Source organism: Bradyrhizobium pachyrhizi (genome assembly GCF_001189245.1).
GTDB classification, from domain to species: domain Bacteria; phylum Pseudomonadota; class Alphaproteobacteria; order Rhizobiales; family Xanthobacteraceae; genus Bradyrhizobium; species Bradyrhizobium pachyrhizi.
Genome location: NZ_LFIQ01000025.1, coordinates 159,994 through 186,164 on the forward strand (window position 1 = coordinate 159,994; position 26,171 = coordinate 186,164).

General features: G+C 60.9%; 31 protein-coding genes and 1 pseudogene. 17 read left to right on the top strand and 15 right to left on the bottom strand.

Going from position 1 to position 26,171, the window contains the following annotated elements; all coding sequences use genetic code 11:
• On the bottom strand, positions 1-456 hold a 456-nt coding region (locus AKL29_RS02810; protein ID WP_244481711.1), incomplete at its 3' end, for a cupin domain-containing protein.
• The gene (locus tag AKL29_RS02815) at positions 443-1,075 is read right to left on the bottom strand and encodes a phosphatase PAP2 family protein (protein WP_038377906.1); all 633 of its coding nucleotides are present in this window, start codon (positions 1,073-1,075) and stop codon (positions 443-445) included. The genes AKL29_RS02815 and AKL29_RS02810, both read right to left, overlap by 14 nt.
• Positions 1,076-1,240: 165 nt before the next feature.
• Between AKL29_RS02815 and AKL29_RS40195 the strand changes: the two genes are divergently transcribed.
• Together AKL29_RS40195 and AKL29_RS40200 are read left to right on the top strand one after the other, a co-directional pair.
• A complete protein-coding gene (locus tag AKL29_RS40195) occupies positions 1,241-1,456 on the top strand; it encodes a hypothetical protein (protein WP_152977396.1) in 216 nt (71 codons plus the stop codon).
• A gap of 310 nt (positions 1,457-1,766) precedes the next feature.
• A pseudogene (locus AKL29_RS40200) lies at positions 1,767-2,484 on the top strand (YihY/virulence factor BrkB family protein).
• Between the two features lie 57 nt (positions 2,485-2,541).
• Here AKL29_RS40200 and AKL29_RS42655 read toward each other — a convergent pair.
• The gene (locus tag AKL29_RS42655) at positions 2,542-2,694 is read right to left on the bottom strand and encodes a hypothetical protein (RefSeq protein WP_160321700.1); all 153 of its coding nucleotides are present in this window, start codon (positions 2,692-2,694) and stop codon (positions 2,542-2,544) included.
• 370 nt (positions 2,695-3,064) lie between these two features.
• Between AKL29_RS42655 and AKL29_RS02830 the strand changes: the two genes are divergently transcribed.
• Positions 3,065-4,333 (top strand): DUF892 family protein, encoded by a 1,269-nt coding sequence (locus AKL29_RS02830; protein WP_028337219.1) that lies wholly within the window; start codon positions 3,065-3,067, stop codon positions 4,331-4,333.
• A gap of 40 nt (positions 4,334-4,373) precedes the next feature.
• On the opposite strand, the gene AKL29_RS02835 is transcribed toward AKL29_RS02830, so the two are convergent.
• From AKL29_RS02835 to AKL29_RS46560, 8 genes are all read right to left on the bottom strand, one after another.
• Positions 4,374-5,261 carry an NAD(P)/FAD-dependent oxidoreductase gene (locus AKL29_RS02835; RefSeq protein WP_283809384.1) on the bottom strand — a complete coding sequence of 296 codons (888 nt, stop codon included), beginning with the start codon at positions 5,259-5,261 and terminating at the stop codon, positions 4,374-4,376.
• Between the two features lie 29 nt (positions 5,262-5,290).
• Positions 5,291-5,551 (bottom strand): GlsB/YeaQ/YmgE family stress response membrane protein, encoded by a 261-nt coding sequence (locus AKL29_RS02840; protein ID WP_028337221.1) that lies wholly within the window; start codon positions 5,549-5,551, stop codon positions 5,291-5,293.
• 27 nt (positions 5,552-5,578) lie between these two features.
• The gene (locus tag AKL29_RS02845; RefSeq protein ID WP_028337222.1) at positions 5,579-6,043 is read right to left on the bottom strand and encodes a YidB family protein; all 465 of its coding nucleotides are present in this window, start codon (positions 6,041-6,043) and stop codon (positions 5,579-5,581) included.
• A gap of 25 nt (positions 6,044-6,068) precedes the next feature.
• A complete protein-coding gene (locus AKL29_RS02850) occupies positions 6,069-6,839 on the bottom strand; it encodes a hypothetical protein (RefSeq protein WP_050382910.1) in 771 nt (256 codons plus the stop codon).
• Positions 6,836-7,231, bottom strand: a complete 396-nt coding sequence (locus tag AKL29_RS02855) for a phage holin family protein (protein WP_050382912.1) — start codon at positions 7,229-7,231, stop codon at positions 6,836-6,838. The genes AKL29_RS02850 and AKL29_RS02855 overlap by 4 nt, the downstream gene beginning before the upstream one ends.
• On the bottom strand, positions 7,228-7,770 hold the full coding sequence (locus AKL29_RS02860) for a hypothetical protein (RefSeq protein ID WP_050382913.1): 543 nt from the start codon (positions 7,768-7,770) through the stop codon (positions 7,228-7,230). Before AKL29_RS02860 ends, AKL29_RS02855 begins: the two co-directional genes overlap by 4 nt.
• A complete protein-coding gene (locus AKL29_RS02865; protein ID WP_050382916.1) occupies positions 7,767-8,735 on the bottom strand; it encodes a hypothetical protein in 969 nt (322 codons plus the stop codon). The genes AKL29_RS02860 and AKL29_RS02865 overlap by 4 nt, the downstream gene beginning before the upstream one ends.
• Positions 8,736-9,422: 687 nt before the next feature.
• Positions 9,423-9,782: a hypothetical protein gene (locus tag AKL29_RS46560; RefSeq protein ID WP_160321701.1), complete on the bottom strand. Its 360-nt coding sequence runs from the start codon at positions 9,780-9,782 to the stop codon at positions 9,423-9,425.
• A 197-nt stretch (positions 9,783-9,979) separates the two neighbouring features.
• Here AKL29_RS46560 and AKL29_RS02875 point away from each other — a divergent pair, with 197 nt between their 5' ends.
• The 9 genes from AKL29_RS02875 to AKL29_RS02910 all read left to right on the top strand — a co-directional run bounded on the left by AKL29_RS02875 (position 9,980) and on the right by AKL29_RS02910 (position 18,997).
• Positions 9,980-10,339, top strand: a complete 360-nt coding sequence (locus AKL29_RS02875) for a PRC-barrel domain-containing protein (RefSeq protein ID WP_028337226.1) — start codon at positions 9,980-9,982, stop codon at positions 10,337-10,339.
• Positions 10,340-10,557: 218 nt separating this feature from the next.
• Positions 10,558-11,649, top strand: coding sequence for a glycosyltransferase family 4 protein (locus AKL29_RS02880; protein WP_050382922.1), 1,092 nt, complete (start codon positions 10,558-10,560; stop codon positions 11,647-11,649).
• Positions 11,650-11,697: 48 nt separating this feature from the next.
• A complete protein-coding gene (locus tag AKL29_RS02885; protein ID WP_050382923.1) occupies positions 11,698-12,141 on the top strand; it encodes a low affinity iron permease family protein in 444 nt (147 codons plus the stop codon).
• Between the two features lie 106 nt (positions 12,142-12,247).
• Entirely contained in the window at positions 12,248-12,544 is a 297-nt protein-coding gene (locus AKL29_RS02890; protein ID WP_050382925.1) for a hypothetical protein, read from the top strand.
• A 517-nt stretch (positions 12,545-13,061) separates the two neighbouring features.
• Entirely contained in the window at positions 13,062-13,355 is a 294-nt protein-coding gene (locus tag AKL29_RS02895; protein WP_244481712.1) for a hypothetical protein, read from the top strand.
• A 333-nt stretch (positions 13,356-13,688) separates the two neighbouring features.
• The gene (locus tag AKL29_RS02900) at positions 13,689-14,039 is read left to right on the top strand and encodes a hypothetical protein (RefSeq protein WP_152977397.1); all 351 of its coding nucleotides are present in this window, start codon (positions 13,689-13,691) and stop codon (positions 14,037-14,039) included.
• 600 nt (positions 14,040-14,639) lie between these two features.
• On the top strand, positions 14,640-15,023 hold the full coding sequence (locus tag AKL29_RS41565) for a hypothetical protein (protein ID WP_152977398.1): 384 nt from the start codon (positions 14,640-14,642) through the stop codon (positions 15,021-15,023).
• Between the two features lie 1,573 nt (positions 15,024-16,596).
• Positions 16,597-17,556, top strand: coding sequence for a sensor histidine kinase (locus tag AKL29_RS02905; RefSeq protein WP_050382927.1), 960 nt, complete (start codon positions 16,597-16,599; stop codon positions 17,554-17,556).
• A 1,159-nt stretch (positions 17,557-18,715) separates the two neighbouring features.
• Complete coding sequence (locus AKL29_RS02910; protein ID WP_028337232.1) at positions 18,716-18,997, top strand: hypothetical protein; 282 nt, start codon at positions 18,716-18,718, stop codon at positions 18,995-18,997.
• 198 nt (positions 18,998-19,195) lie between these two features.
• Here the strand turns inward: AKL29_RS02910 and AKL29_RS02915 are convergent, their stop codons facing one another.
• The gene (locus tag AKL29_RS02915) at positions 19,196-19,411 is read right to left on the bottom strand and encodes a hypothetical protein (RefSeq protein ID WP_050382929.1); all 216 of its coding nucleotides are present in this window, start codon (positions 19,409-19,411) and stop codon (positions 19,196-19,198) included.
• A gap of 571 nt (positions 19,412-19,982) precedes the next feature.
• On the opposite strand from AKL29_RS02915, the gene AKL29_RS02920 reads away from it, so the two are divergent.
• Complete coding sequence (locus AKL29_RS02920) at positions 19,983-20,840, top strand: SDR family oxidoreductase (RefSeq protein WP_050382930.1); 858 nt, start codon at positions 19,983-19,985, stop codon at positions 20,838-20,840.
• 19 nt (positions 20,841-20,859) lie between these two features.
• Here AKL29_RS02920 and AKL29_RS41570 read toward each other — a convergent pair whose 3' ends face one another.
• Complete coding sequence (locus AKL29_RS41570; RefSeq protein ID WP_244481726.1) at positions 20,860-21,015, bottom strand: hypothetical protein; 156 nt, start codon at positions 21,013-21,015, stop codon at positions 20,860-20,862.
• Between AKL29_RS41570 and AKL29_RS44320 the strand changes: the two genes are divergently transcribed.
• Positions 20,957-21,214, top strand: a complete 258-nt coding sequence (locus tag AKL29_RS44320; RefSeq protein ID WP_244481728.1) for a hypothetical protein — start codon at positions 20,957-20,959, stop codon at positions 21,212-21,214. The two genes, AKL29_RS41570 and AKL29_RS44320, sit on opposite strands and share 59 nt — an antisense overlap.
• On the opposite strand, the gene AKL29_RS41575 is transcribed toward AKL29_RS44320, so the two are convergent.
• Both AKL29_RS41575 and AKL29_RS02930 read right to left on the bottom strand, forming a co-directional pair.
• The gene (locus tag AKL29_RS41575) at positions 21,128-21,544 is read right to left on the bottom strand and encodes a formate dehydrogenase accessory sulfurtransferase FdhD (RefSeq protein ID WP_152977400.1); all 417 of its coding nucleotides are present in this window, start codon (positions 21,542-21,544) and stop codon (positions 21,128-21,130) included. The two genes, AKL29_RS44320 and AKL29_RS41575, sit on opposite strands and share 87 nt — an antisense overlap.
• 883 nt (positions 21,545-22,427) lie before the next feature.
• Positions 22,428-23,699: a hypothetical protein gene (locus AKL29_RS02930; RefSeq protein WP_028337237.1), complete on the bottom strand. Its 1,272-nt coding sequence runs from the start codon at positions 23,697-23,699 to the stop codon at positions 22,428-22,430.
• A gap of 166 nt (positions 23,700-23,865) precedes the next feature.
• On the opposite strand from AKL29_RS02930, the gene AKL29_RS42665 reads away from it, so the two are divergent.
• The 3 genes from AKL29_RS42665 to AKL29_RS40210 all read left to right on the top strand — a co-directional run bounded on the left by AKL29_RS42665 (position 23,866) and on the right by AKL29_RS40210 (position 26,135).
• Positions 23,866-24,003 (top strand): hypothetical protein, encoded by a 138-nt coding sequence (locus tag AKL29_RS42665; RefSeq protein WP_160321702.1) that lies wholly within the window; start codon positions 23,866-23,868, stop codon positions 24,001-24,003.
• A 1,167-nt stretch (positions 24,004-25,170) separates the two neighbouring features.
• Positions 25,171-25,491 (top strand): PepSY domain-containing protein, encoded by a 321-nt coding sequence (locus tag AKL29_RS02935; protein WP_028337238.1) that lies wholly within the window; start codon positions 25,171-25,173, stop codon positions 25,489-25,491.
• A gap of 14 nt (positions 25,492-25,505) precedes the next feature.
• On the top strand, positions 25,506-26,135 hold the full coding sequence (locus AKL29_RS40210; RefSeq protein WP_080667261.1) for a hypothetical protein: 630 nt from the start codon (positions 25,506-25,508) through the stop codon (positions 26,133-26,135).
• The last annotated feature ends 36 nt before the right edge of the window (positions 26,136-26,171 follow it).

Below are 26,171 nucleotides of genomic sequence, written 5' to 3' on the forward strand. Positions count from 1 at the left end.
GGCCCCGACGACGAGAAACTCATCATCCGCTGCAAGGCCCTGATGGCCCATGCCGGCGGGGAGAACCGCGACGTCGCCAGCCTTCAGCGTGAAGATCCTCCCCTTGTTGCCGCCGAACCGAACGCGGCCCTTGCCGCGCGCGACGCCGAGCACCTCATGGATCCTGGAGTGGTAATGCACGTAGTCGTAGATGCCGTCCCGCCAGGTGTCTCCCCATCCGTTCGCTTCAAACAAGTCTTCGATCACCGCCGCGGCATCCAGGCGGTTATCGAAAGCGACAGCGTTTCGATAGATAATGAGCGGCCATCGCGGATGGTTCGGGACGAGACCGTCATCCCTGAACCTGACAGTGTGAGGTTTTCGCACCCGCTCGAGATCCATAACCTTGCGCTTCCCGGGGCGCTGTAAACCGGTTGCGCGCTCCACGTATCCCTTCAGGTCTTCAAGAGTCGGCATGATCGTCCTCCGTTGAAACGCCGTTCGGGTAGCCGGTCCACAGCCGGAGGGCCCGTTCAAGCACCGCGCCAAGCGCGAAGCCGGCCACAACATCGCTCGCCCAATGCGCCATGATCACAATGCGCGTCAGCGACAGCGCGGCCGCAAGCGCCAGAAACGCCCGCCGGGGGCCAGCCGGCAACGCGCTGGCCCCCGATGCCAGCGCACCCATATGCAGCGCGTGACCTGAGGGAAAAGCATCCTCTCGTTTGCCGGAAATGGGGACGCCGTGGACGTGCCCAATCACCGTTCGACGGTCTGGCCGGGTTTGCTCAAACACAAGTTTCAAACCATGGGGCAGCAGTGACGCAGCAACTGTAACGAGCAAAGCGTGGTTACCTGCGCGCCGCAGCGGCGTCGCGCACCCGCGGGAGGCAAGCCACCCGACGGCTGCCAGGGCCAGCAGAACCTTCTCGTCGGCGCCCCAGGTCAGGGCGCGGGCCACCAGTTCCGGAGCCGGCGCGGTGTTGCGGGCGATAGAGCGCGCGACGACGACATCCGATCTGGTCGGCCGGACAGTGACCGGAAAGCCTGGCCTACGGCTAAGGCGCCTTGCTGACAAGCTAGCTATTTTGAACATGTCTCAAAGGATCGGAAAGGTAAGTACCCTTCCAACGCGTCACCTGCCGACAAGGTCCTCCCTTTGTCCTTTGGTCGAGATCCGGGCGCGCAAAGCGAAGCGGGAGCCGACAATTCGCGCCATGGCCGACCACTGCCGCGTAGACTGTCGAGCGAGAGACAGCGATTGAACAACGCCTTGATCGCGGAGGATGACCTGTTGGTGCGGCAGATGCTGGAGGACGCACCGATTGAAGTTGGCTTCGTTCCGGAAGTCCTTTCCTCCGCGGAGTACGCGGTCACGCTTCTCAACGGCGACGACGCCATATTCCGGGCGCTCGTGACCGACGTAAACCTCAGTGGCGCTATGACCAGCTGGGACTCGCTCCCGTGGTGTACATGACCGGAACGGCTGCGAAGGACCGGGCCAGGTTCGGCCTGGCCCACAGCATCCTTCTCACCAAGCGTTCGCACTGACTCAGCTCGTCACCGCGGTTGCCCAGCTTCTCAAACGCTAGCTGACCGCCAGCCTAGCTGTGGGTCGGAGGAACGGAACGTTCCGCCATGACGGCGGTTGCCCGAAGGGGCAGCCTTGGGCCGCGCCGAGCCAATGACGACTGCGGCGAAGATTGGAAGACACGTTGTAGCCGGCGAGCGAGAACGGTCGGCTGGGCCGGACAGTTGGACCCATCATCTCGGGGGTGGCTCTTCTGATGGCAGCGGCCCTGACTGCCGTACTGATCCCGGAAGAAAGCCGCCCTGTCGAAATCCCCGGAGGAAGAAATCCATCGCGAGACGGGTCCCGAGACACGGCTGCTCCCGAAACGGCAGGCGATAGCGACCGCGGCCGGCAGGCGAGTTCGCCCTCCGAGATCCCGGCGCGCGGATGGAAGGACATTCTGCTGCGGGTCTATTCCAACACCTCCGAGCACCGGATGTTGGCGCTGGCCGCGGGCATGACCTACTACAGCCTGCTGGCGATCTTTCCAGCGCTCGCGGCTCTGGTCGCGATCTACGGCCTGTTCTAGGATCCGACCGCCATCGCCGGGCATCTGGCCCAGGTTTCCGGATTCCTGCCCGGTGGCGCTGGCACTGATCTATCGTTACGGACCGAGCCGCGAGGCGCGGCGCTGGCGCTGGATCACCTGGGGCAGCGCTGCAGCCGCGGTGCTCTGGCTCGGTGCTTCCGCCCTGTTCTCCTGGTATGCGTCCGGTTTCGGGAAATTCAACGAGACCTATGGCTCGCTCGGCGCAGTGATCGGCTTTATGACCTGGCTCTGGATCTCCGCCATCGTCATTCTGATCGGAGCCGAGCTGGACGCGGAGATGGAGCATCAGACTGCGCGCGATACCACGACCGGTTCGCCGAAGCTGATGGGGGCGCGGGGCGCCAGAATGGCTGTCACGCTTGGAGCAGCGCGCAGCGACTGACGGCTTCCGGCTCTGCAGAGGATGGGCGGACCGCCACTCCTCGGGCGGATGGTGCCGTCAGCCAGCGGCTGGTATGTTCTGCCGCTTGCCACCGCCGGACTCCCACTCGGCGATCCGATCAAATGTTGGGACGTACTGACGCGGCCTGTCGCTCGTGCCCACGTACTCCATCGTGACCTTTACGAGATTGACATCGATCCAGGCGCTCATGCGCTCTTCCTCCGTCAGCGAGGTTCGAGCGGCACGCGGGCCGGATCCATCCCGGCCGTTGGACCGAACGTCAACGGCGACTTATAGGTCGGAAGTGCTCGAATCCGTTGTTCGCAAAAGTATTCTTCAAAATCTCGTCGCCGGCCTTGAAATGGGCCGTGGCTATGGCACCCGCGACGACTGAGCTGTGTCCCTGAGGTACTCTCACCATTCCCTCCAGGGCCAATGTTCCCGTCGAACTCTGCGCTACTCTTCGCGACCGCCGGCCGGTCTCGGCGCAAATCGCCGGAAGGGCAAATCCGTCGTGAGTAGGAACCAACGCCAGCGACCAATGTTCGGGCTGATATCCCCTCTAACTCCGAGGCCTTCCATGTATCACCATGTCAAGAAGCTGATGTTCACTGTCCGCGTCGACGAACCGGACCCTCGTTTTGGCAACATGCTTCTTGAACAGTTCGGCGGCGCCAACGGCGAGCTCGCGGCCGCGATGCAATATTCCATCCAGGGTCTGAACTGCGAGGACCCGGACCGCAAAGACCTGCTGATGGACATCGGCACCGAAGAACTGAGTCATCTCGAAATCGTGGGCACCCTCGCCCGCATGCACCTTCAGCCGGCGAAGTTCGATCGCCAGGCGGCCGAAGCCGATCCCCTGATTGCGATCGCGGGCGGCGGTGGCGTGAACCTTTTCAATTCCCAAGGCAATGCCTGGACGGCCGACTACCTGAAGATCACCGGCGAGCTCGACGTCGATCTTCGGAGCAACATCGCCGCCGAGGCGCGCGCGAAGATCGTCTATGAGCGGCTGATCAATTTCTGCGACGACGCCGGCAGCAAGGATGCCTTGCAGTTCCTGATGACCCGCGAGATAACCCACATGAAGGCCTTCGCGCTGGCGCTCGAGAGCATGAGCAAGCCGGCCTTCAGCATCGGCCGCATCGCGCCGACGCCCGGGCTGGTCGATCAGTTCTTCAACGATTCCACCGGCACGGGCGACCACGGCGAGATCGACGCCCGCGGGCCATGGAATGAAGGAAACGGCTGGGTCTTCACGGAATCCCCGGCGATTCAGGCCGACCCCGACGTCTCGACAGCGATCGTCGCGGAGAGTTCGTCCCCGAGCGAGCAGGCCGGCCTGAGTGACCTGTTGGTCGATGAGCTCCGCGACATCCTGCACGCAGAAAAGCAACTAACCAAGGCGCTCCCGAAGATGGCGGAGGCAGCTCGCTTCGATCAGCTCCGTGAGCTGTTCGAGCAACATCTCGTTGAGACCGAAAATCAGGTGAAGCGTATCAATGAGTGCTTCGAGCGGCTCGGCAAGTCCGCGCGCGCGAAACCTTGCAAGGGCATGATGGGGCTTGTCGAGGAAGGCCAGGAGATCATCGCCGAGGGCAGAAAGAAGGAGGACGCGGCCGCCGACCTCGCTCTGATCGGCGCGGCGCAGCGTGTGGAGCACTATGAGATCTCCGCTTACACGACAGCGAAAAACCTCGCCCAGCAACTTCGCCACAGCGCCGTCGTCGCGTTGTTGTCGAAGTCGCTGGCCGAAGAAGAGAATTCGGATCAGCTACTCAACCAGGTCGCCCGATCGCTGATGTCGGTAGCAAGAATGCCCGCCACACTCGAGCAGGCGGAATAGTATTGCCGGCCGGGGGCTAGACTTAGATACCCGCGGGCATCTACGAATAGTTCAGCGGCAGCTCATTATGGATGTGGCAGGCTGCGACGGCAGCGTGCCCGAAGGCGACGGATATCTGGTGCAAATCGCTGACGACGTCGCCAACGCCGTAGAGACCGCTGATCGTGCTCTGCTGCTTCTGATCCACGGTCAAAAATCCTTCCGCTGTATGATCTGCTCCCAACGCAAGCGAAAGCTCCGAACGAACCTCGCTCCCCATGGCGGCGTAGATCACGTCGAATTCAGCCGAAGAACCGTCGACCAACCGTGAAACAATTTGGCCGTCACGCGTTTCAAGGCGCGCCAAGGCTGCCGTGATTTGCACCTCTGCTTCGTGCGGCTTGGCAACCAACGAGCCCTTCCCCTCCTGGATGTCATTGATTGGAATGAGCACGACCTCCCCTGTGAATCCGCGAAGAAACCGTGCCTTGCCGATGGCATGATCCAGCGGCCCGACTACTCCTATCCTCTTGCCACACGACTCGAAGGCGTCACATATCGGACAATAACGGAGCAGGCTCTGCGCGACGGCACTCACCCAGTCCTTCATGGGAGGATGTCGATCGACGATACCGGTCGCGAGCACGACTTTGGTTGCTCGAATGTTGGTGCCGCGGACAGAGGCAACGAAGCCGCCCGTCTCTTTGGAGAGGGTATCTACCCTGCCCTCGACAAGGTGAATGCCGAGTGCCGCCACCTGCTCCCTCATGCGCGCGAGCAATTCGACACCCGAAATTCCGTGTGTAAATGCTGGCAGGTTGTGGCTCTCGGGAATCAACGCTGCACGGCTGGCGTTCGCGTCGATGATCGCGACCTTTCGTTTGAACCTGCCAAGGTAGATTGCGGTCATAAGCCCACCGGGGCCCGCGCCTACAATCAACGCGTCCACCTCTTCCTGCGAACGTGCGGCAGAGTTGCTCAAATGGTCCTGCGCCTTCCGGCGACAAACCCGTAGATCAGCAGCACGATGATCGCCCCGACGATCGCGCCGACGAGCCCAGCTCCCTCCCCAGGGCGGTACCATCCGAGCGACTGCCCAAGAAAAGTTGCAACGAATGCCCCGACGATGCCAAGGACGGTCGTGAGGATAAATCCCGACGGCTCATTGTCGCCAGGCATGATGAACTTGGCAACGACCCCCGCGACAAAGCCGATAATTATCGTCCATATCACGCTCATCATGTGCTCCTCGCGATTCCTGGAAGGTTATGCATTCCGGTCGGGCAGGCGGCCACCGGGCGTGTACTTGTCCACGGCCGCCGGAAGCTCACGCGAAAGCCTCGCAAGCAGCTCTTCCTGCGGAAGGCCGGTCTGCTGCTCCAGCGTAGCTAAGATCTCCGGTCCAATCGCTTGCTTCAGCTGAGGCGGCGAGATGTCCTTGTTCGGCCCGTCGTTGATCCACGATTGAGCGGCATCCCCCTGGCCATTCTGCTTGAATCGGTCGAGGAGCTCTCCAAGCCCGCTATTCAATAGACCGCCCACGCCAGCGCCGCCCAGCATGCCCGATAGGTTGCCGAGCCGGCCTCCACCCGACCCGGCTTGCGGCTGTCCACTGGTCTGGTTGCCAGATCCGATTCCGCTGAGAATTTCCGCAAGCTTGTCCCTGTTCTGGTAGCCAGCAATAGCGAGCAGACCGAGCAAAGCCGTCAAGGATGGCATTCCGCGGCTCATGGCTTTCTCCCTTAAAGGACCGATGTCAATTTTGTTGGCCAACTATGCGAACGTCGCTGTCGCGGTTCGGCGCGCCGCTCGGTTCGAGGTGCGCTGCGCTCACCTTCCCCCGCACTGCATCCATAGCGCTACGGCCTGTCTCCTGCAGACGCTCTAAGGCTTCGGATCCGACGTCACCGAGTTCGGCTTTAAGCGTGTCGGAGGCCTCGCGGACGCTTTGTGAAACGGCTCCGGCGCGCGCGTTGAGATCCTCTTTTACTTTGTCGCTGACTTCGCCGGCCCATTTGTCTTCGAGACCCGATGTGGCGAATGCGCCAGCGACGGCTGCGCCGAGGGCCAAACCGATGGCGCCGAGCATCAACGGTTGTCTCTCGATCAGGTCGGAAAACGACGATTGCACTTGTGCAATGGTCTCCTTCCGAGGCAGCGTCTCACTCACCTTGGTGAAATTCTCCCGCGCGTAAGCGACGCCTTCGTCGAACCGGTCCTTGATCGTGTCTGCAGCGCCCGATACAGCGTCGGTCGCGGTTCTCGTGCTCTCGCGCAGGGTGTCGCCAACGTGCTGCGACAATCCGTGATCCATTTCCGGGGCGGTCGGCGGACTGTTCGTGAATTTGGGTGCGTTCGACCGCAGATTGGCGCTGACGTTGGCGAGCGGTGCTGTCGCCGCGCTCTTCAGCTTCTCCTTGCCCATCAAGAGCCACAGCGCACCGCCGCCGATGAGGGCAGCAGCAAGCGGATTCTCGCGAACCGCTTCCCTGAGGTTTTGCATGAAATTGACTTCGGTAGCACTCATCGGACCATTTCCTTCACGGTGTCCTTGTCCTTTTCGAGCTGCCGCATCGTTTCGCGAGGCGCCAGCTTCCGGGCGTTAAGGCGGTTCATGCCCACCGCAAACAGGACGCCCGCCAACACCGCGGCAACCACTGCTGAGACAAGGTAGGAGATCGATTGCGACCAGCCACTAGCGATCAAGGCGGCCGACAGCGCGAACAGGGCCATGACGAGTGCAGGAACAACCAGGACCGCCCCGGCTGCGAAGAAGCCGACCGCCCAACCAACCTGCTGAAGGTTCTCGCCGAGCTCGGCTTTCGCGAGATCGACTTCGTTCTGGAAGAGCTTTGCAAACTGAGAAAGCGCATCACCCAAGAGGGTTGAGATGGTCCGAAGGTCGGATTGGGTGCTCATGACGCATCCTTGTCTTGTGAGGATGAGGTCGGTTTGCCAGAGGCTCGAAAGAAACGCACGGCTGCGAAGCCCGCGAGGACCGACAGTCCAAGGAAAGCGGCGGGCTGGCGCTTCGCAAAATCGGACGTCCCATCGACGAGATCGCGGAAGGTCCCATTGCGGATTTTCTCGGCCGCGTCTTCGACGTAGTCGGCGGCGGAGTTGATGCCGCGCGCGGCAAAGGGCGCATCGTTGTCAAATGCATGGGCGGCTTGTCGGATGTTTCCCGCGAGCCGGTTTACGAAATCCGCTCCGGAGCGCTGCTGCTCCTCGGCCTTGTCCTGGAAGCGATCCGCCGCTCCCTCCGCCACGTCCGTGGCAACGTCGGCCGCCTCCTTGAACTTGTCGCGCGCGGCGTCCGTTGAAGCCCGCAGCGCATCACCTGCGCGTTGCCTGACATCGGCGCCTGCATCGGCGATCTGATCCTTGAAATTTTGCGGCGAGGCCTCGTCCTGCCCCTGAGAAGCGGCTTGCCGGATATGGGTATCAAATTCGCTCATGACGGTTTCTCTTCGGTTCGAGAAGGATTGAATGCCGCCGTGACGATATCGTCGGCCGCTTCCTTCAATTTTTCGGACATATCCTGGGTCATGCGACTGGCGTGTTTGCCGAGATCCGCCTGGGACACGCTCTTTGCGGCAGCATCGGCCGCAGAGAGCACACTATCCTTTGCAGTCTCGAATCCGGACTGGGCGGCCTTTCCGGCAGCGCGCTTGGCACTATCGCTGGCCTTACCGATTGCGGCAGCTTCCGCCTTGGTGTCAGGAAGGGAAGCTGCGATGATTGCGCCGATCGCAACCCCCAGGCCAGCGATCAGGGCAGCATTGTCATGGATCATCTGCCGGGCGGTTTCCGGAGCCGCGGCCGCCTTGTCGCGAACGGTCGAGCGAACTTGCTCGATCTTGTCTTTCGCGCTTTCCGAGGCGGCATCGATGTCGGCCCTCATTTTATCCGTGGTCCGCGCCGCCCGATCCTTCAGGTCGTCGGCCATTCCGGCCGCCCCTGCTTGAGCCTCCCCTGCGATGTCGGTGGCCTGCTTGCCAAAAGACTGGACACGTTCGGCAGCCTCACCCGCCACTTCCTTGACCGTTTCGACCGTCGGAGCCGCTGCCTCCGCTGCGCGGGCCCGCACGGTCTTCGAAGTTAGGGCGAGGCCCGTGCCAATCATGAGGAGGGGAAGCGGGAGGCCCCGTGCCCGCCGCAGGGCCGGCACGGCAACCGCAGTCCCAGCCGCGATCGCCTGCAGCGGGTTTTCCAGGGCTCGCTGCTTGAGGCTGTCGAGCCAGCCCTGGGTTTTGCGGCTGACAAACTCGGAGAGTTCAGACTTGATGGCTTCGGGCGAGACCTTGTGGCGGAGGTCTTCTGTGGTATCGCTGATCTGCTCTCTCAAGCGATCGACAGTCGCTGCAAGCTGCGCCCGGCTCCGCTCGGACTCGCGCCTTAATTCCTCAAGGGATCGTGTCATGGCTTCGCTGCTTTGTCGTTCTTGTTTGAAAGCGAACTCACGCTTTATTGAATCGTTCCTCCGACCCGCCAGCCGGCGAGCGCGGCTTGGTCAGCGCGGCGCCGAACAGGGTGATCTGGATTAGCGCCGATCGTGAAGAGAGCGGCAGTAGCGTCGGAGCGAGCTAGAGTCGCGGCAAACTCGCTACTACCTCATTGGGGTGTGCGGCGGGCATTGCAGCAGAAATACCCCCTCAACGGGTATGGTGGACGCCGCGAGTTAGTACTTTGGTTTGGCTTCCTCGCCTTGGCCCTCGGAGTGGACGGGATCTTCCCGCGCGATCCGGAGCCACGCCTTGCGATCCCGATCAGTTGGAGCAGGTGCGCCTGTTTCTTGGCCTCCTTGACCGCGCGGCGGTAAAGAGCAGGACCGTCACTTTCCGGCTGGAGCATGAACGCGAAAGCTTGCTTAGGCGAGCTGGCGTTGCTGAGACGGGCACTCACCTGAGCGACTGGTTGCAATCGACCGGCTTGCAGCCGCCCAAATGACGAAAACCGCACTCGAAATACTCATCGAAGTACAGGCCTATCTTGGGAACTGAGGCGCCTCGCCCATGGCGGGACGCAGCTTGAGGAGCCGCGCGATGCTCGAAACGAATGATCTAGTGAACTGTCCGAAATGCGGTGCTTGGCCGATGGCCGTCGGCTCTCAGAAGGACATGCTCGCGCAGCCCCAGATCACCTTCAGATTTTCCAGGTGCGGCAGCGAGGAGACCGGGCGGCTCCGACGTGCTGCCTCGTTGTCGGTCTCGGCAAAGGCAATCTGGAGGCGGCCTGAGCGTGATCCCGGGCCGATCCTCTGGAATTCGTCTTCTTGCCGGGACTGGTCACCGACGATCCTGACAGCGGTGTGGCTCTTGACGTTCGCATCGATCGCCGGCGGAAGCAGGGCTGCATCAAGGGCGCAACCGTCGGGGGAGTCGCCGGCCATATGGCCGGCATGGCAAACCTGGCGCTGCGTCTGGATGCGTGATCGGGCATCGCGAGGCCAACCGAAGAACCCGAACAACTCGAATGCCCAAGTACCCTCGGGCCGGAAGTAGCACCGGCACTAAGACGTGCAGCCGATGAAGATCCGCGCCGATTCCGGCAGCCAAATCCTCGAAGGCTGCATGGACCGCCCCCGGGCGCACCCCGTCGCCGCCTTAGGAACGGATGCGATGTCGCTTCCGTTGACCGCGAAACAGCAAACTCCAGGAGGTCGACATGGCCATGGAAGATCGGGAGACCGCCAGTCTCATTGGAAGCGACAAGGTCGAAGGCACGGACGTGTACGGGCCCGACGGGCAGAAAGCCGGTTACATCGAGCGCGTCATGATCGACAAGGTCAGCGGCAAGGTGTCCTACGCGGTGCTCAGCTTCGGCGGCGTGTTCGGCATCGGGGACGATCATTACCCGCTGCCTTGGCAAACTCTGAAGTACGACACGAACCTCGGCGGATACGTCATCGGCGTCACCCAGGACCAGCTCCGCGGCGCTCCCAAATACGCCGACGAGAGCAATTGGAATTGGGACGCACAAACGAGGCGCTCGGTTGACGATTACTATGGGGTGCCGGTCGCCTAGCGAGGCGGTCGGACACCGCACGTTACGCACAGGAAGGAGCCGCCGCGTCACCGCGGTCGGTCTGCGAGGCACCATGAGAGCGGTTTTCGCGCGTCGCCGACAAGCGCACGGACATGCCCAGTTATCGGTGGCAGCGGTCCTGTTCGCGCTTGTCGCCGGCCTTCTGCTGCTATGCGCAACCTCGTGCAGCGCCGCCGAGAGCTGAGGGGCGGAGGCCGATGCGGATCGCCCAGATCGCTCCGTTGGCCGAAAGCGTGCCACCGAAACTTTACGGCGGCACGGAGAGGGTCGTGGCTTGGCTGGTCAACGAGCTGGTCGAGTTGGGCCACCAGGTGACCCTGTTCGCGAGCGGCGATTCCAGGACGCGCGGAGAGCTACATGCGGTGTGGCCGCGCCCCCTGCGGCTCGGGCGCCCGCGCGTCGACCCGAACACGGCGTGCACGCTCTTGATCGAAGCGGTCTCGCGTCGCGCCTGCGAGTTCGACGTTATCCATGCGCACATCGACTGGCTGCATCTGTCCGCCCTCAGCCGGTGCGGGATCCCTTTCCTCACCACCCTGCACGGGCGCCTCGACCTGCCCGGGATCGGCGAGGTGGTTCGGCAGTTTCGGGAGGCGTCCTTCGTCTCGATTTCCGACAGCCAGCGCGCTCCGCTCAAGGACGCGAACTGGTGCGGGACGGTTCATCACGGTTTGCCGGCCGGTCTGTTTCGGCCATCCTACGCGCCCGGGTCGTACCTCGCCTTCCTCGGACGGCTAACGCCGGACAAGGGGCCCGAGGAAGCCATCCGGATCGCGCGGGCGGTCGGCATGCCGCTGCGGATCGCTGCGAAGGTCCCTCGAGGCGAAACCGGCTACTTCAAAAAGCGTATTCAGCCGGAGATCGACGGGAATCGGATCCAGCTCATCGGCGAGGTCGATGAGTTGGGGAAGCAGTCGTTTTTGTCCGGCGCTGCGGCCCTGCTGTTTCCGATCGATTGGCCCGAGCCGTTCGGCCTGGTGATGATCGAAGCGATGGCCTGCGGCACACCGGTCATCGCCTATCGGGCCGGATCGGTGCCGGAGGTCATCGACGAAGGAGTGACCGGGTTCATTGTCGAGAACGAAGCGGAGGCGATGCGCGCGGTGAAGGAGCTGGCACGGATCGACCGGCGCAAGGTTCGGGCGCGGTTCGAAGAGCGCTTCACCTCAGACAGGATGGCACGGACCTACGAGGACCACTATGGGCGGCTTCTCGCCGCCGGCAGGCCTGCCTACCCGCCCGTCGCCTCCGAACGCCTCGGTACGCTCGCGTCTCCGCTCGTCCCGTGAGCGGCGCTGATCAGGGCGTTGGCTTGGGTTCGATAGAAGGAGGATTGCATGCGCTATCAAGAAAGCGAGCGGCACCCGCGGCGGTGGTTCGCGTCCATCGCAAACAAGGCCTCGCAGGCTGCCGGCCGTGCATCGGCCTTCATCTTGGCCTGCGCTGTAATCGTCATTTGGGCCGTCACGGGACCTCTGTTCCGATTCTCCGACACCTGGCAGCTCGTCATCAACACAGGCACGACCATCGTGACCTTTCTGATGGTTTTCCTGATCCAGAACTCACAGAACCGGGACAGCGCTGCGATCCAGGTCAAGCTGGATGAGCTCATCCGAACCGGAAGCGTCCAGAACTCGTTTGTCGGCATCGAGCACCTCTCCGCCGACGAATTGGAGGAGCTGCGCGCCCTCTGCGAGGAGCGGGCCAGGGTGGTCGCCGCAGGGAGAAGAGGCTCAGGCAGGCGCCGCCCACCCAGATCCCAGGACGCTGCCGATGGCTAACGGTCCAGCGCAAGAAAGAACGGCCTCGCGGCCAATTCCAGGAACGCACGAGCCAATGCGACGTTCGAGCTGAAAGTAGCCGCAGAATTCAGAGGAGGAATTCACCATGAGGTGCATTGCGAGCGCACTGGTCTTTGCTCTGGCGCTTTCCGCCCCCGTCGCACTTGCCCAGACCACGAAGCCGGATGTCTCCGGCGCTCCGAGCGCGCAGAACTCGGGTGCCGGTATAGCCGGCCAGCCGGGCAACAAGAATGGTCCAGCCGCCAAGCCGGGTGAGACCATCGGCGCCAACTCGAGCTCGAACCAGCAGGATCCGACCGTCCAGCATCAGGACACCTCCAACGTCAAAGGTCGGCCGGGAAACAAGAGCGGTCCGCCAGCCAAGGAGCCCGATCGCAAGTGATGCGGGGACGATAGAGGGATCTTCTCGTTCGTCGGCAAGCCCTTTTCGCCACCGAGCTCCCTCACCATCCGGACGATCTCGTCCAGATGGGCTTCTTCAGGGTGCGACCGCCGAGGTGCAGCGGGCGAATAGCCCCTGGGCTAGATCACCGGCAATTCCGCGATGACGAGATCAGGATTCTTGGCGGCCTCGATGGCGACGACTTGTCTTGGGATCGCCGGACCCGCCTCGCGCTCAAGTTCGATGGTTACCATGATGCGATCCGGCGAGCTTCTCGCCGCTCTCCTTCGGCAAGACCTTGCTGACCTGCCGTCCAATGGTCAGCACCGCCTCGAAAGGAGCCATCGGAAGCAAATGCGAACGCTAAGCCAAGCGCACTGCGGGCCACGTTTTTCAAGCCTATTTAAGGTATTGCACAAATACGAAGCGATCAATGAAAAAGGGAATACCTAAAAGGCGAGGCCGCCCGGCGACTGGCAAAGACCCGTCGCGTACGTTTCGCCTTTCTGATGAGTTCATGGCTCAACTCGACGACTGGGCTGCTCGGCAGGATGATAAACCGACCCGCTCCGAGGCCATCCGCCGGCTGGTCGAGATCGGTTTGAGCGCAAAAAACGAGAGCCCTCGAAAGAGCGAGGACAGGCGACAGCGCAAAGATACGAAGCAACGCGCCCGCGAATTGGCCGGAGACGCGATCGGCGGGATGGCCGAGGCCGCAGCTAGTCCAGAGGACCAAGCCAGTCGTAAGCGTCGGCTCATTAAAGGACCGGCGGAATTTCAGAAGGTCAGACGCGACCGAAATTCAACTTGAGCCAGCGGGTCGAGAGTCGTGGTGGATATGATCAAAACCGCGATAGCACGGTTGGAGTTGCCGCATTGGCTTATACTTGCCGGAGCCATGCTGGTACTGATCGGCCTAATTGGCCTTGTGATCAGCCGTCGCCGCGGGATTGAAGCCGAGGGCGAACCTGCCGCCGAGACAAGTCCCGAACCGCGCCCCGAGCTAACATCGTTGCCCGACCTTCTGGACTCCCGGCCAAGAAAGGGCCGGCAATCACGTTAGCTTCAAGTAGCCAGCTAGGCCGACAGGATCGAAATCCCTATCTGAGCGTTGAGTTTGTTGAACCCGAAAAGGAGGTTCAACATGGTCAACGTTCGAGAGCGGAGGAGCACACCCTCAGGCGCGGAAAGAGAAGCCCGCAAGGTATTCAGAGAGGCTGAAGCGAAAGAAGCTTTGAGCGATTACGCTAAAGCGCAAGAGGCATTTTATGAGAACCGCGAAAGGTTGAAAGCGGAGCGCTTGGCCCGGGAGGCCAAGAGCCGCGAGACCGACGATCTGGCAAGTAAACTCGCTGAATGCGCGAGGGAGGCGCGCCACCAGGCCGCACTGTTGCCGCAAGGTCCAGTTCGCGATGCCTTACTTGAGAAAGCCAAGCAGTACGAAGCGCAGATTCCCAACGACTCCACATACACTACTCCTGTTGTGCAGCGCTGATGAAAATGGCGATCAAGCTATCTGCATAACGCTGGCGCCCATTCCAGGCGGCACGTCTACGAACGAGTGCTCGAGTCTCACTTGCTACAGATGGCAACGTGATCCCGTTTCGATGGCCGTCGGTTTGACTTCCTTGCCGAACTAGGCATCGTTTGGGTTCTCTCACTTCGCAGGGCTTCCTTGCAGCTTTGTTCCCAAAAAGGCCCCCCACGACCGGGGGGAGCTGGGCTAATCTTTAACTGGCCGTCTCAGTGCCGATAGCGATACGGCACCGAACAGGGCGACCAATGCCGCTGCATCTGCTTCGTTCCTGATCAAAGAGATCCCAGCATCCGGATCATGCTGGGGCCGAGTTGGATCGCCGAACCGCTGTCGGCCGAGAAGCAGCGGTCGTCGTTTCGGCTGAAAAAATATCGGATGAAAATCGCCTGCCCTGTACGCCAGATCATCACGCCCGTCGCGGTTTCAGAAGTAACTCGCGTGAATCATCCTAATATATTCGGCGAAGTGTCCGGCCAAAATATAGGCCTCAGCACCTTTGGGCCTGGAGGCCGATGCTGAGGCCAGTTGTCTAGTGTCGGCGCGACCCGACAGGAGCCATTGTTAACGCTCTCCTGTGCGATTTGCCACCTTTTCCCTCAGACGCTTGGCAGGCAGGAACCATCGAGAAGCCAGGGCGTCTATCTGTCGCTCCGGCTGGCCAAAGGCGCCCCCGACTGCCGGAGGAAAATCCGTATTGCCGGGTTGGCGGCTCCCTGGTTGGGGCCGCTTTCGTTCGTTGGGGAAACGCAAGCACTGCGTGACCAAGCTGATCGTCGCGATTCACATAGTGAAATGACGGTCGCCTACGTCCTGGACGCAAACTACCTCACGGGCGAGCTTAAATTCGATTTACGCATCGTTGCTGAGAACGGGCATTGGATTCTCTGTCGAATACGAATGATCGCACGGCTCAGCATCAATCCCGCCTCCGAACGCACTTAATTTCTTGAAGGGAGAGATGGACAATATCGCATGCGAGCACCGGTCATCCAGATCAGCGCGGAGGTCGCGCACGCCCACGCCAAGCATAATGGCTCGCTCAGGAAGCGGGCATCACAAAGCGCAGGCCCCAACATACGACTCTTGTTACAGCAAGACGTGGGCAAGGCCGAGCGAAGCGGGAGCTTTAAAACGCCGTCATGACTTAAAGTCCATAAAACTCGGCACAATGTTGCCAGTGAGCCGCCGCTTCGCGCCACCGCGTGGTCTGCGAGTGCAGTACACCCAAATCAGCACCACGACGATCGGAGGCTATCTCCTTGGCTGCGTTAGACGCTTCCTTGAGCTTGTCGCGGGCAATACCATCGACGCTCGCTGTGCATCTCCGGCGCGTTGCATCATCTCGGTGCGGGCGTCGGCCACCTGAACTTTCAGGGTCTGTGAAGAACCTGTGTTCTGGTTCTAGGTGAAATTCGTCTTCTGGTAGGTCTAAATTGCTAATGATATTTTCTCTGGAGCGTCTCGACCTGTTTTGCCTCATGCGGCTGGCGTGATCGTCCAGATCGGCCTTTTGACGCTCTTCGCCTTTGCGTCGGCTGCGGACATCGTCGCTTCCTTGGCCGTTTCAAACCCGGATTGCGTCGCCTCCCCTGCCGCCTGCTTCGATCGCTCGCTTGGCCCGTCGCCTCGGCTCCGGTCTCGGGGAGAGAGCCGCGGCGATGGTCGCGCGATCGCGATCCCTAGTCACCCGCCGATCAGCGCGGCATCGTCGCCTACGATCTCACTGGCCTTTGCCGGCGCGATCGACGCCGTGTCCGTGTCGGCCGGCACGTCGCTCCTGAGCTTGTCGCTCACCGCGGTGGTGGCCTGCGCAGTTTGGTTCCTGAGATCGTTGGCTTTGCCAGCGGCCTTACCTTGCGCGTCGCGGGCGATGTCCCTGGCGCGGCTTTCAACCGAAGCGACTGGTCTTTGGCTTCGCTCCGCGGTGCCTGAGCGCGCTCGGCCGCCTTATCCAGCATTTCCTCTGTTGCCGGGGCGATGGCCTCCGCGGCTCCGTCGCGAGCTTTTGATTAAGGCAAGACCTGCGCCTATCGTCAGGAGTGGTAGCCGCTCGCCGAGCGCAGGAGCGGCACCATGACTGGGTATCCGCAGCGACTGCCTGCAGGGGATTATCCAAGGCCCGTTGCATCACCGCCTTAACCCCGCCCTTGGTCTTCCCTTTAACAAATCGAAGACTTTGGATTTGACGTGTTGCGGGGAAACCTTGTCTCGGATGCTTTATCCGATATCTGTTCCCTCAATCGATTCGACCGTCACGGCGAGTTCTGCGCGGCTGCGCTCGGACTCGCGCCTCAGCTTCTCCACTGATCGCATCATGGCGTTACCGTCTTGGAATTTGACGTTTTCTCGTCTGAATTTTCTTTCGAGACGAACTCACGCTTTACTGAATCGTTCCTAGGCGATTCGAACGCTGGCGCAGCGGCAAGACAACTCGTCGGCCTTTTAGTCCGGGCTGCACGCTCACGCGCTGCGTCGTGCGACAGGAACACGTCGTCCAACCGCTTCGTTGCCTTTCATGGACCGGCTTCTGCTTCATTTCATTTCAGTTAAGCCCAGCTACCCGGTCTGGGTACGGTATCTTTTGAGCCTGGGGCTGGTCGGCTTGGCTTTCCTGACCAAGCTCCTGCTGGATGACCAGTTGAAGCCCTATCCGCTGCTGTTGTTCATTCCGGCCATTTTCCTAGCCTCAGTCATCTTCGATCGCGGATCCGGCTTCCTTGCCACTGGCGCGAGCGCCGCGCTTGCCCTGCGATACTTTATGCCACCGCCCTTGAGCGCTGAGATCCTGCCGCTCTTGATTTTCCTGATAAGCGGGCTGTCCATCGCGGCGGTGACCGAAGCCTTGCGTACCACGTTGGAGAAGCACTCGGAAGCGAAGGCCTACGCGGACGTGCTGCTGATGGAGCTCGCGCATCGGACCAGGAACGACCTTGCGACAATCATGTCGATCCTGCGCCTGCAAGCGCGATCAGACTCCAACCCTGCCGTGCAGGCGGCGATCACCTCCGCCCTCGCACGCATCGAGGTGGTCGCCAAGGTCCATGACAGGCTGCGCAACACCTCCGTTAACAGCACGGTCGATCTCTCGGCCTATCTGGAGGCGTTGTGCGGAAGCCTCGCTGACTTCCACCGGGGCTTGCGCCCGATTGCGATACGGGTGACCAGCGAAGAAATCGCTGTGAAGAGCTCACAAGCTGCATCGATCGGTTTGATCGTCAACGAACTGGTGACTAACGCCTTCAAATACGCATTTCCGGACGGACGACCGGGCACCGTGGAAGTCGATGTCCGGAGCCGAAACGAGCAGGTCGCAATCACGGTACGGGATGATGGAATCGGATGCCCGTTCGAGGCCAAGAGTGGGCTGGGGACGCGCTTGATCAACCTGATGACCGCGCAGATGAAAGGCAGCATGATCAGGACGCCCATGGCAAAAGGTTGCGAGGTGGAAGTGGTGGTCAACCTTGAGGACTGATTACCGAGATCCGCGGGTTGCCACGGGCCTTCAACTACCGACCGCGGCCAGTGCTGTTTTGCCACTCACGTCGTTCAGAATACGACACGATCGAAGGGGAGGAAAGCGCCGGTCTGGTTCGCGTCGGATGCGAGCTCCTCGTCGCGTTCGCAAGCCTAGGGACCAACTGGACGAGTGTGAAAGCAAAGGAAAGCGAGGTTGCCATCGACGTCTATGGCTCTCTGACCTGCGATCCCAATGTCGAGATCGAACATGTTCGTCCGAACTCGATGCCGGTGATCCAGAACTGCAGCGTCCGCTCCCAGATGGTCCGCTCAAGGTCGTCGCAAGTGGCGAGAAGGGAGACTCCGCGGCGGCTGCCTAGGCTTATAGATAGGCCGGCAGAACAGTGGACAAACCGCAAGTATGGCATTTCGGAATCCCTGGTCTGAGTCAGCAGCTCGGGACGGGGAAGATGATGTTGAGTGAAAGGCGACCGGCGTTCCGCGCTCTGCAGGGATGGACGATCTTCGTGTCGCAGGACGCCCGCGCCATTCGCGAGTGCTCAGAGCAAAGCTGGATGTCTGACCGCGTCGATCCGCATGCCTGAGAGCGAGCGTTTGAGACAGCCCGCCAGGATCCGCCGCGTGGCGTTTCTTCCGAAGACGCTGTGAACGAAAGATGCTCGACTCGATCGGCGACACCCGTCCGGAGTGCTCGCCCGAGGACGGTTTATCCCGCGACTAGTCGAACACAAACTTCCATACTATTCGTATGCCATCGGATCCGGAGGCGAGGCGTTTCAATCTCATCACATGCCATACGATTCGACGGTGGCCGGCAACCTCCACAGGCTCCGCTGGGTTAGATCCGGCGAGGCCGGTGCAGAAGCGAATGTCGACTCAGGGCCATGCTCAAATTCAAATTGAGCAAAATGCTTTCGCTTTCGCGGCAAATCGCGACCGCCCCGTGGGCAAACACACGCGGACTCATTGAACCGACTGCCGCGTTATGTTTCAGATCTCGAACCGAACGGGTCGAATCATGCGCTACGAACTCTCCGACGCTGCCAAACCACGCCGCGCGGCGTACCACGGGCGACGTGACCTGCATCCTTTGTTTTGAGTGTCCTTAGGAACAAAGATCCCGATTCGAGCCTAACGATGCAGGAGGATCGCAAATGGCAGTTGCATCGTGGAAGCGTCCGGGATCGCCAATCGGCAAGAAGGGAGCGCGCAAGGTAAACCCGAAGTACAAGCGCCGTTCGCGCGAACCATGGACGGATAAGGAAGTGAAGCAGTTGCGGTCACTGGCGAAGGCGAACACGCCGACAGGCGTGATCAGCCTGAAGATGCGCAGACCAAAGGGCTCAATCGCAAGCAAGGCGCAACGCGAGGGCATTTCGCTGCGGCCCGTCAACCGCTCACCCTACAATCGGCGCAAGAAGGCAGCGCGACGCTAGCTCTCGGCGGGCGGATTCTCATCGAGCACGCCGTTCACGTCGGGCTCTCAACGCCCTTGTCGATGTCGTCGGAGTTGTTGCACTCGCACGTCATCCCTGCCCCGCACTGACAGCCGTGCGGCTCCGCAGTCCACGCGAGGTGCGGATGATTTTCACACACCCAGCCCAGACCGTGGCAGATCGGACAATTGGGATTGATCATGCCGCAACCGCTCGCCTGTGCCTTCGATAGACCTCAATGGCACGGTTTGCGAGCATGATCTTACGATGCTCGCCGTTGCCAGCCATCTCGTCGATGATCTTCGTCAGGAAGCGGCCTGCCGTGTAGGGGTCGCCGATCTCTCCCGAACGTTCGAGAAAATCCCAGGCGATTTGGATAGCGTCTTCGACGAGAATTGAAATGGGCTCGATCATCCTGTCGCAACGCCAGGAGCAGGCATTCGTTCCTAGTGCGGAATAGCCCCGGTCGGCGGAGGCTCTTCCTGACCTGGAGGGAGGAGAGCGCTCCAAGCCTGTGGCGTCGGCGATTGAGATGCCGTCGAGGAGACCCGTTCGTCGACGTCTGCTGCAATCTCCCGTGTGAGCTCTTTTCAAGAGATGGTCGCGCTCGACCCCTCAGGCGCTTGGAACCTTGTTGGAAAATATCCGCGAACGCAGCGAGTCACTCCTGCAGCGACGTCGTTTGTTTGACCCGCTTTCTAGTTTTTCTTCATCACGCATTCCCTCGGAAGCCGGAGCTTCAGCTCCATCTTCCGAGCAAAGTAAAAAGTCACGAAGGGCGTAGCGCTAGACTAAGTTAGTTGCGCCTCAATCCTTTTAGTGAGCTTGCACGCAGCAGTCCTTTGGATTGAGGGTGAACGCGCTCGCCGTGCCGAGGAAGGGGTCGGTCCGCCTGCCAAATGGGTCTTGCCATTCGGTGGGGCCAGCCTCCAGGAACACTTGCTCAGTCGCGTAATTGAAATCCAACAGCTTTGCGGAGAGAGCCATGCCAGACTATCCAAAGCCGCCTTATCCCGACCAGAAGCAGCCGATGCCCGGCGTCACCGCCAGAATGAACCCGCGTCCGGACCATGGCGAATCCAGCTATCGGGGCTCCGGCAAGTTGGCGGGCAAGCGAGCGGTTATCACTGGCGGCGACAGCGGCATCGGGCGCGCCGTGGCCATCGCCTACGCCCGCGAAGGCGCCGACATTCTCATCTCTTATCTAAACGAGCACGACGACGCGCATGAGGTGAAGACGCTGGTCCAGGCGGAAGGGCGTAGGGCCGTCCTAGTCGCCGGAGACCTTCGCAGCCCCGAGCATTGCCGCGCCGTGATCGAACGCGCGGTCGAGGATTTCGGGGGACTAGACATCCTCGTCAACAACGCCGCTCATCAGGCCAGTTTCAAGGATATTGCTGCTATCTCCGACGAGGAGTGGCGGCTCACCTTCGACGTCAATATCCACGCGATGTTCTATCTAGTAAAGGCGGCAGTGCCGCATATGCGGTCTGGCAGCGCGATCATCAACACGGCATCGATCAATTCGGACATACCGAATCCAATACTGCTCGCGTATGCCACGACCAAGGGCGCGATCCAGAATTTTACCGGAGGACTTGCCCAGATGCTGGCCGACAAGGGCATTCGCGTGAATGCCGTCGCGCCGGGGCCGATCTGGACTCCGCTGATCCCATCGACGTTGCCGGACGAGTCGGTCAGGCATTTTGGAAAGCAGGTTCCACTGAAGCGAGCAGGCCAGCCCGCCGAGCTTGCGACGGTCTACGTCATGCTCGCCGACCCGCGTTCGAGTTATACGTCGGGAACGACGGTCGCAGTTACTGGTGGAAAGCCGTTCATCTAGGACATTGACAGAGCGGCATTCAATCGCAAATCCGCCGCCGCGCGCGACCGCAACGATTGCATTTCGCGAGATTGAGCCGCGCTGCGAGCGCCGTCGGCGCCGATATGGCGACCAGCATGGAGCATCCCGATTGCCGCCGCCATTTAACCAGCTCGATCGAGACGCGGCTGGTGATTGCGCCGGCATCGCGCGGGACGCTGACCCGGCGAGCGCACCCGCAAATCTCCACGCGGTCGCGACCAAAGTATTATCCAGGAGAAATAGGCTGGCCGCATGCGGAACAAGAGCTACGCATTCGAGGGATTGTGCAAAGCGCGCTCGATCTGGCCGTGATCGAGAAAAAAGCGGCCCAGCCTGCGCGGAAGCGGGCGTGATGCCTCGGTGAGGCTCTCGATGCCGCACAGGCCGCAACCAGTCGTGCCGACCAAGGCGGGGGTGGCGGTACCTGAAGCGCTCCCCGAACCAAGCCAGATCAGTAGCTCAATGCCTGCATCTCGCGGCACACCTCGAGTGACGCGGACGACACTTGTATGAGGAATTTGCTCTGCGCTGCCCCTTTGCCGATCGTCGGCCGGGCCGCTTCCATGTTGCTCTTGCCATTCAAGTCCTCCCGTAAGTCGTTCTTGAACGAAGGCCTCAGCAATTCGGTCCCGATGAGCAGGAACGGCAAGATCGGCGGGACGTTCTTCGTTGACCAGAGTCAACGGAGGCTTCAGTGAGCGTCCGACTTGCATCGATAATTCTTGTGCTGTCTTGTGGATTGGCAACTGCACAGCCTGCTAAGCCGGCGGACGATATTCAGGCGCCGACCGGGCGTTCGGCGCCTGAAGACAAAGGTCAATTGCAACCGCAAGGCTGGATCGGGCCCGTCAACACGGGGTCGGGTGGCGCTCCTCCGGAAAGTCCCCACGGTCAAAGCCCGCCGAGGATGCAGTCCGCGCCGGACGGATCGACAAAGACCACGGTCATGCCTCCCAAATAGCTCCAAGCGCCAGCGCGGGTGCGCGAGCGGCACCAGGCCAGAAAAAAGGGCAAGGAACAAAACAATTCGGGTTACGTTGCAGACCCATGACGAACCTAATTAAGCTCCCCTGGCGGGCCCGCGTGACACCGCCCCTAGCGGCAACCACGCGAATGGACTGCCTTTGCGTCGTACCAGTCAAAGCCGATAGACAAGCGGAGTAGGCGCATCGGCCTGTACTACTTTTTCCCGCGGCCGTAATCGCACGGACATGCTTCGAAAATTTGCATCGTGCTACGACCGAATCGGGGTCAGCTATTTCACTCAGCACGGGAAGCCCGGTCTAAAGCTTGCCACTCGCCACCGCTTGCGGTTGTTGCTGACTGTCTTGACTGCCTCCTTCACTGAGACGGCAGACGTGCCTGTCTTCTCCGTCTGGTGACCTCATATTTCTGCCCGCTCGCGAGGCGTGGCCTGCATCGTTCCGCAGGCACAACTTCATGGAAAAGGCCAGATATCGAATTCGCGCAAATACCGCGCGGCTTTTTTCATCGGGCCGGGATTACTAGCGATTCGTGGCCGACCCTAATCTTGCCCAGGGGCCGCGAGCAAGTGTCCCGCATGCTTCATGCTCGGCAGTCGTGTTCGTTCCACCACCGAGCTATCGCCCGGGTTTGCTCGTCCCATATTTCGGTGGGCAGGTCCGGGACGGCAATGCGCACGCTGAAGGCCCCGCTCGTCATGTCGTGAAACCATTCCGTGGCAGCGAAGTCGAACCCGAAGCTTCCGGCATGACGGATCGGAAAACCGGCCAGGCCAAGATCTCTGCTCATCTCCGACGCCGCTTGCCTTGCCTCTTCTTCGTCCAAGGGCCGCCTGCATTTGAGCAACACATAAAGGCCATGCGCGAAATTCGTTTGGCTCACCAGATCGCCGAGCGCCTGACGGAAGAAGCGAGCAGTGCGGCGGCTGTTGCGGATGATCGCAGCCACTCTCCTTGCAGTCAGCGACCGATACTCGGGGCTGCCGACATAAGGCGGGAAGTGGGCCGGCAGTGCTGCGCCGCCGAGCAGCCTGACTGCATTCCGCATCTCATCGGGCAGCTTTCGGAGAGGCGAGCGAACCCAGAGATCGGCCTCCGCGGAGCGGACGAAAGTCGTAGAGCCCAATCGTCCATACTCGACGCCCAGCGAATCCAACTTCGTGTGGCTTCGGATCATAGCCACGGGCACTCCGCACCTGCGGGCCTTCCGCAACGCTCGCGCGATCTTGCCGGAGCCACCGGCGAGGCAACTGTTATCGAAGATGCAGAGGCCGAATTGCGTCCAGGGTGACCGCAGACAGGCCTCGAAATCCTTTGCCGATGCGCAGGAATCCAGAAGAAGGATGCGGTGCGACGCGCCTGAAGCGGGCGCGCCCAGGATTTCCCCGGCCGTGATGCTCTTCAGGTGCCGAGCGTACGCTTCAATGAACTCCAGGGTCTCTCCGTACGTCCCTGGCAGCGACACAATATCCGCTCGATCGAACAAGTGCGACGACGCCAAAAGCAGGGCAGATATGGAGGCCATGCCAGAAGACGTGTAGACGGTCTCCCAATCGATGTCATCGCCGAGATCATAAAACGACGGGCCGGCCACGTCGAGATCGGCGCGCTGGTAGTCGTACCGGAAGTCGAACGGGCTATCGGACGATTGCCTGCGATGCGACCAGGCGGTTTCGGTCGTGGTCCAATCTTTCAGATCGTGCTGGGCTCTGATGGCCGCCGTGAGCTTGAACTTGAGTGCGATCGCTTCATTGATCGATTTCGGCGTTGGCGGCGCAAAGGACTTGTCAAGACAGGCGTCCAGCAACTGAACCTCTTCATGCTTCCGACGGAGGTAGGCTTCCATGGTCTCCATGAGCCTTCAACGTCCGGCATCCACCTTGGCTCCTATTGCGCGAGCTGCTGCAGCGGTGGTCAATTTCTGCAGCAAATGGATAGGTTACAGGCGGCGCTTTGTTTCACCTGTCCATTGTGCATTGCGCACGCTTCTTGTCTGGACGCCATCTGGGGATGGACGACCCATGACCGAGTCGAGCGCGCTGGATCGCCAAGGCGTCGCCGATGCGCTTGTTAAGCTTAGGTTTGATGTGCTCGAGATAGCAAGGGTGGCCATTCGAGCTGACGGCGGCGTGGTGCCGCTTCGAAGGCTATGGACCTGAAAGACCTCCCCCCTGCCCGACTTTCATAGACAGGACAAGTTGGAGAACGAAGTGACGAACAGTCGACGGTGGTGTCGCTCGCTTTGCTTCTGCTGCATTGCATTCCGCCGGCCCCGCTGACGTTCAGCCGGATCACGCTCGGCCGTCCGTCGCGACGACGGCAGAGATTCGCTCTCCGCCGAACAAATAAGGTGACGCGGGTTGCGCAGCGTGGCGCGCGGCCGCCCTATCCAACGAGGCCACGACTTGCACCGATGTGGTGTAGCTCTTCGTTCGAACGATGAAGAAATTGGTTATCCAAGCGGCCAACTTAGCTCTAGTTCCACGAGCGGGTACCCCTCCCGCTTAAATTTAGGTTGTAGGCAACCGACCGGACGATCCGCAGACCGCATCCCCATTTTGGGCTTCTCCCGGGCTTTGAAATCAATCTTGCCGCCGCCGCACTGCTCGTCATCAGGATCACGATGTCAACAACGTCAGTCAACGACGCGATGGCGCTTTGGTTGCTTCGCGCCCACATCGTGCAATCGCTAATTCACCTATCTCGACGCGCCCTATGGCAGTCAGCTCGCGCATTACTGCTTTCGCCGTTCGGACAGTGATCGCCGTTGTACTGGTGCTGGCAATTGCTTAGCATGTAGCCAGCAGTGGCGAGAGTCGGGCTTGCTCGACGCAGAATGGATTTGGCCTGGTCAGGCCGCCAGATCGCAGTTCCGCTCATCCTCCGCAATCGGCCGCAACGCGCCGAAATCGATTAGCATCGCCCACGTTCATTGTCACGCAACACAAGACGGTCAAAGCGACGGTGGCCGGTGCCTAAGTGACCAAAAATCAACTCACACAGATGGGTTGATTTTGACGAGCAACTATACCACGGCCAATTCGAAGAGCTTTTCCCCGACAGGATTCCAGTGACACGAGAGCGGCACCTTCGTGAGAATGTCGCAAACCGGCAAGGGTCTGTTCGCCTTCGCTTCCCAAGGAACGGACCAGCGTAACTTGCGGCACCGCCCAACTGCTGCGAGAAACAAATCAGAGCTGATCTATTAACCTGCGATAATTCAAAAGCGACGAAGTCAGTCTGCCTGCGGTTGAGTAACGCACTTAGCAACCAACCCAATTGATGTTCATTTGTCCTCGGCAATTACCCAACCAGAGGACAAACAGATGTTGCGAGTCTTTGCTATCGTATCCACGGCAGCTCTGCTGAGCTCAGCGCCTGTCTCGGCGCAAACGCCATCAGCGCAGAGCGGCCCAAGCAATAGCGCCGTCAATCGTTCGGGTGAAAACAACTCGAACGTACCCGTGGCGGGCCGAAACAGCTTTACCGAGGGGCAAGCGAAGTCACGGATCGAAGCTGCCGGTTATTCCGGCGTTTCCGACCTCAAGAAGGACGATAATGGCGTCTGGAGAGGAAAGGCCACCAAGGGAGGCAACCAGACCGAAGTCAGCTTGGACTTCCAGGGCAACGTGAACCCGGCGAACTAGAAAGGAAGACCAGCATGACCACTACAATTTCTCGCCTCTATGACAACTATGCCGACGCTGAGCGTGTCGTCCAGCGACTCGAGCAGAGCGGCGTCCCCTCCTCCGATATCAGCGTCATCGCAAACAATGGGGAAGGCTGGCACGGCCGGGATGGAAAAGTTGATCGAGACCGCGACGGCGTTGACGACCGAGCGGAAGGAGCAGGCGCAGGTGCGGGCATCGGCGCAGGTCTGGGCGGAGCTGCAGGATTGCTTGCGGGTCTCGGCTTGCTCGCAATTCCTGGCCTCGGCCCGGTCGTCGCCGCTGGATGGCTCGTCTCCACCGCGGCCGGTGCTGCCGCAGGCGCCGCAACGGGCGGCGTCATCGGCGCGTTGACTCAAGCGGGCGTTCCGGAAGAAGAAGCCCAGCGATATGCCGAGGGAGTGCGCCGCGGCGGAACACTCGTCTGTGCACGTGTCAACGAACAGGATCGCGGTCGAGCAGAGGCTGTGCTCGATCGGTCGTCAGTCGACATCAGCAAGCGCACAGCGGCATGGCAACAGTCTGGATGGAAGGGCTTTGATCCTGCGGCAGAGCCACTCAGCAGCGATCAGATCCAGCGCGAGCGCGAACTCTATGGCGAAGGAACCGGAATAGGTCGCTGACGCACAAATTCCGTTTCCCAATTCGCCTACTGAAGG

Bases quoted from the DNA above. Each gene is read 5' to 3' on its own strand.
- AKL29_RS02865 (WP_050382916.1), bottom strand. From the start codon at position 8,735: ATGACACGATCCCTTGAGGAATTAAGGCGCGAGTCCGAGCGGAGCCGG.
- AKL29_RS40210 (WP_080667261.1), top strand. From the start codon at position 25,506: ATGACCACTACAATTTCTCGCCTCTATGACAACTATGCCGACGCTGAG.
- AKL29_RS42655 (WP_160321700.1), bottom strand. From the start codon at position 2,694: ATGAGCGCCTGGATCGATGTCAATCTCGTAAAGGTCACGATGGAGTAC.
- AKL29_RS02815 (WP_038377906.1), bottom strand. From the start codon at position 1,075: ATGTTCAAAATAGCTAGCTTGTCAGCAAGGCGCCTTAGCCGTAGGCCA.
- AKL29_RS02850 (WP_050382910.1), bottom strand. From the start codon at position 6,839: ATGAGTGCTACCGAAGTCAATTTCATGCAAAACCTCAGGGAAGCGGTT.
- AKL29_RS02860 (WP_050382913.1), bottom strand. From the start codon at position 7,770: ATGAGCGAATTTGATACCCATATCCGGCAAGCCGCTTCTCAGGGGCAG.
- AKL29_RS02910 (WP_028337232.1), top strand. From the start codon at position 18,716: ATGGCAGTTGCATCGTGGAAGCGTCCGGGATCGCCAATCGGCAAGAAG.
- AKL29_RS02935 (WP_028337238.1), top strand. From the start codon at position 25,171: ATGTTGCGAGTCTTTGCTATCGTATCCACGGCAGCTCTGCTGAGCTCA.
- AKL29_RS02900 (WP_152977397.1), top strand. From the start codon at position 13,689: ATGGTCAACGTTCGAGAGCGGAGGAGCACACCCTCAGGCGCGGAAAGA.
- AKL29_RS02885 (WP_050382923.1), top strand. From the start codon at position 11,698: ATGCGCTATCAAGAAAGCGAGCGGCACCCGCGGCGGTGGTTCGCGTCC.
- AKL29_RS02930 (WP_028337237.1), bottom strand. From the start codon at position 23,699: ATGGAGACCATGGAAGCCTACCTCCGTCGGAAGCATGAAGAGGTTCAG.
- AKL29_RS02915 (WP_050382929.1), bottom strand. From the start codon at position 19,411: ATGATCGAGCCCATTTCAATTCTCGTCGAAGACGCTATCCAAATCGCC.
- AKL29_RS02830 (WP_028337219.1), top strand. From the start codon at position 3,065: ATGTATCACCATGTCAAGAAGCTGATGTTCACTGTCCGCGTCGACGAA.
- AKL29_RS02920 (WP_050382930.1), top strand. From the start codon at position 19,983: ATGCCAGACTATCCAAAGCCGCCTTATCCCGACCAGAAGCAGCCGATG.
- AKL29_RS42665 (WP_160321702.1), top strand. From the start codon at position 23,866: ATGACCGAGTCGAGCGCGCTGGATCGCCAAGGCGTCGCCGATGCGCTT.
- AKL29_RS02840 (WP_028337221.1), bottom strand. From the start codon at position 5,551: ATGAGCGTGATATGGACGATAATTATCGGCTTTGTCGCGGGGGTCGTT.
- AKL29_RS02895 (WP_244481712.1), top strand. From the start codon at position 13,062: ATGGCTCAACTCGACGACTGGGCTGCTCGGCAGGATGATAAACCGACC.
- AKL29_RS02890 (WP_050382925.1), top strand. From the start codon at position 12,248: ATGAGGTGCATTGCGAGCGCACTGGTCTTTGCTCTGGCGCTTTCCGCC.
- AKL29_RS02880 (WP_050382922.1), top strand. From the start codon at position 10,558: ATGCGGATCGCCCAGATCGCTCCGTTGGCCGAAAGCGTGCCACCGAAA.
- AKL29_RS02845 (WP_028337222.1), bottom strand. From the start codon at position 6,043: ATGAGCCGCGGAATGCCATCCTTGACGGCTTTGCTCGGTCTGCTCGCT.
- AKL29_RS02905 (WP_050382927.1), top strand. From the start codon at position 16,597: ATGGACCGGCTTCTGCTTCATTTCATTTCAGTTAAGCCCAGCTACCCG.
- AKL29_RS02855 (WP_050382912.1), bottom strand. From the start codon at position 7,231: ATGAGCACCCAATCCGACCTTCGGACCATCTCAACCCTCTTGGGTGAT.
- AKL29_RS44320 (WP_244481728.1), top strand. From the start codon at position 20,957: ATGGAGCATCCCGATTGCCGCCGCCATTTAACCAGCTCGATCGAGACG.
- AKL29_RS02875 (WP_028337226.1), top strand. From the start codon at position 9,980: ATGGCCATGGAAGATCGGGAGACCGCCAGTCTCATTGGAAGCGACAAG.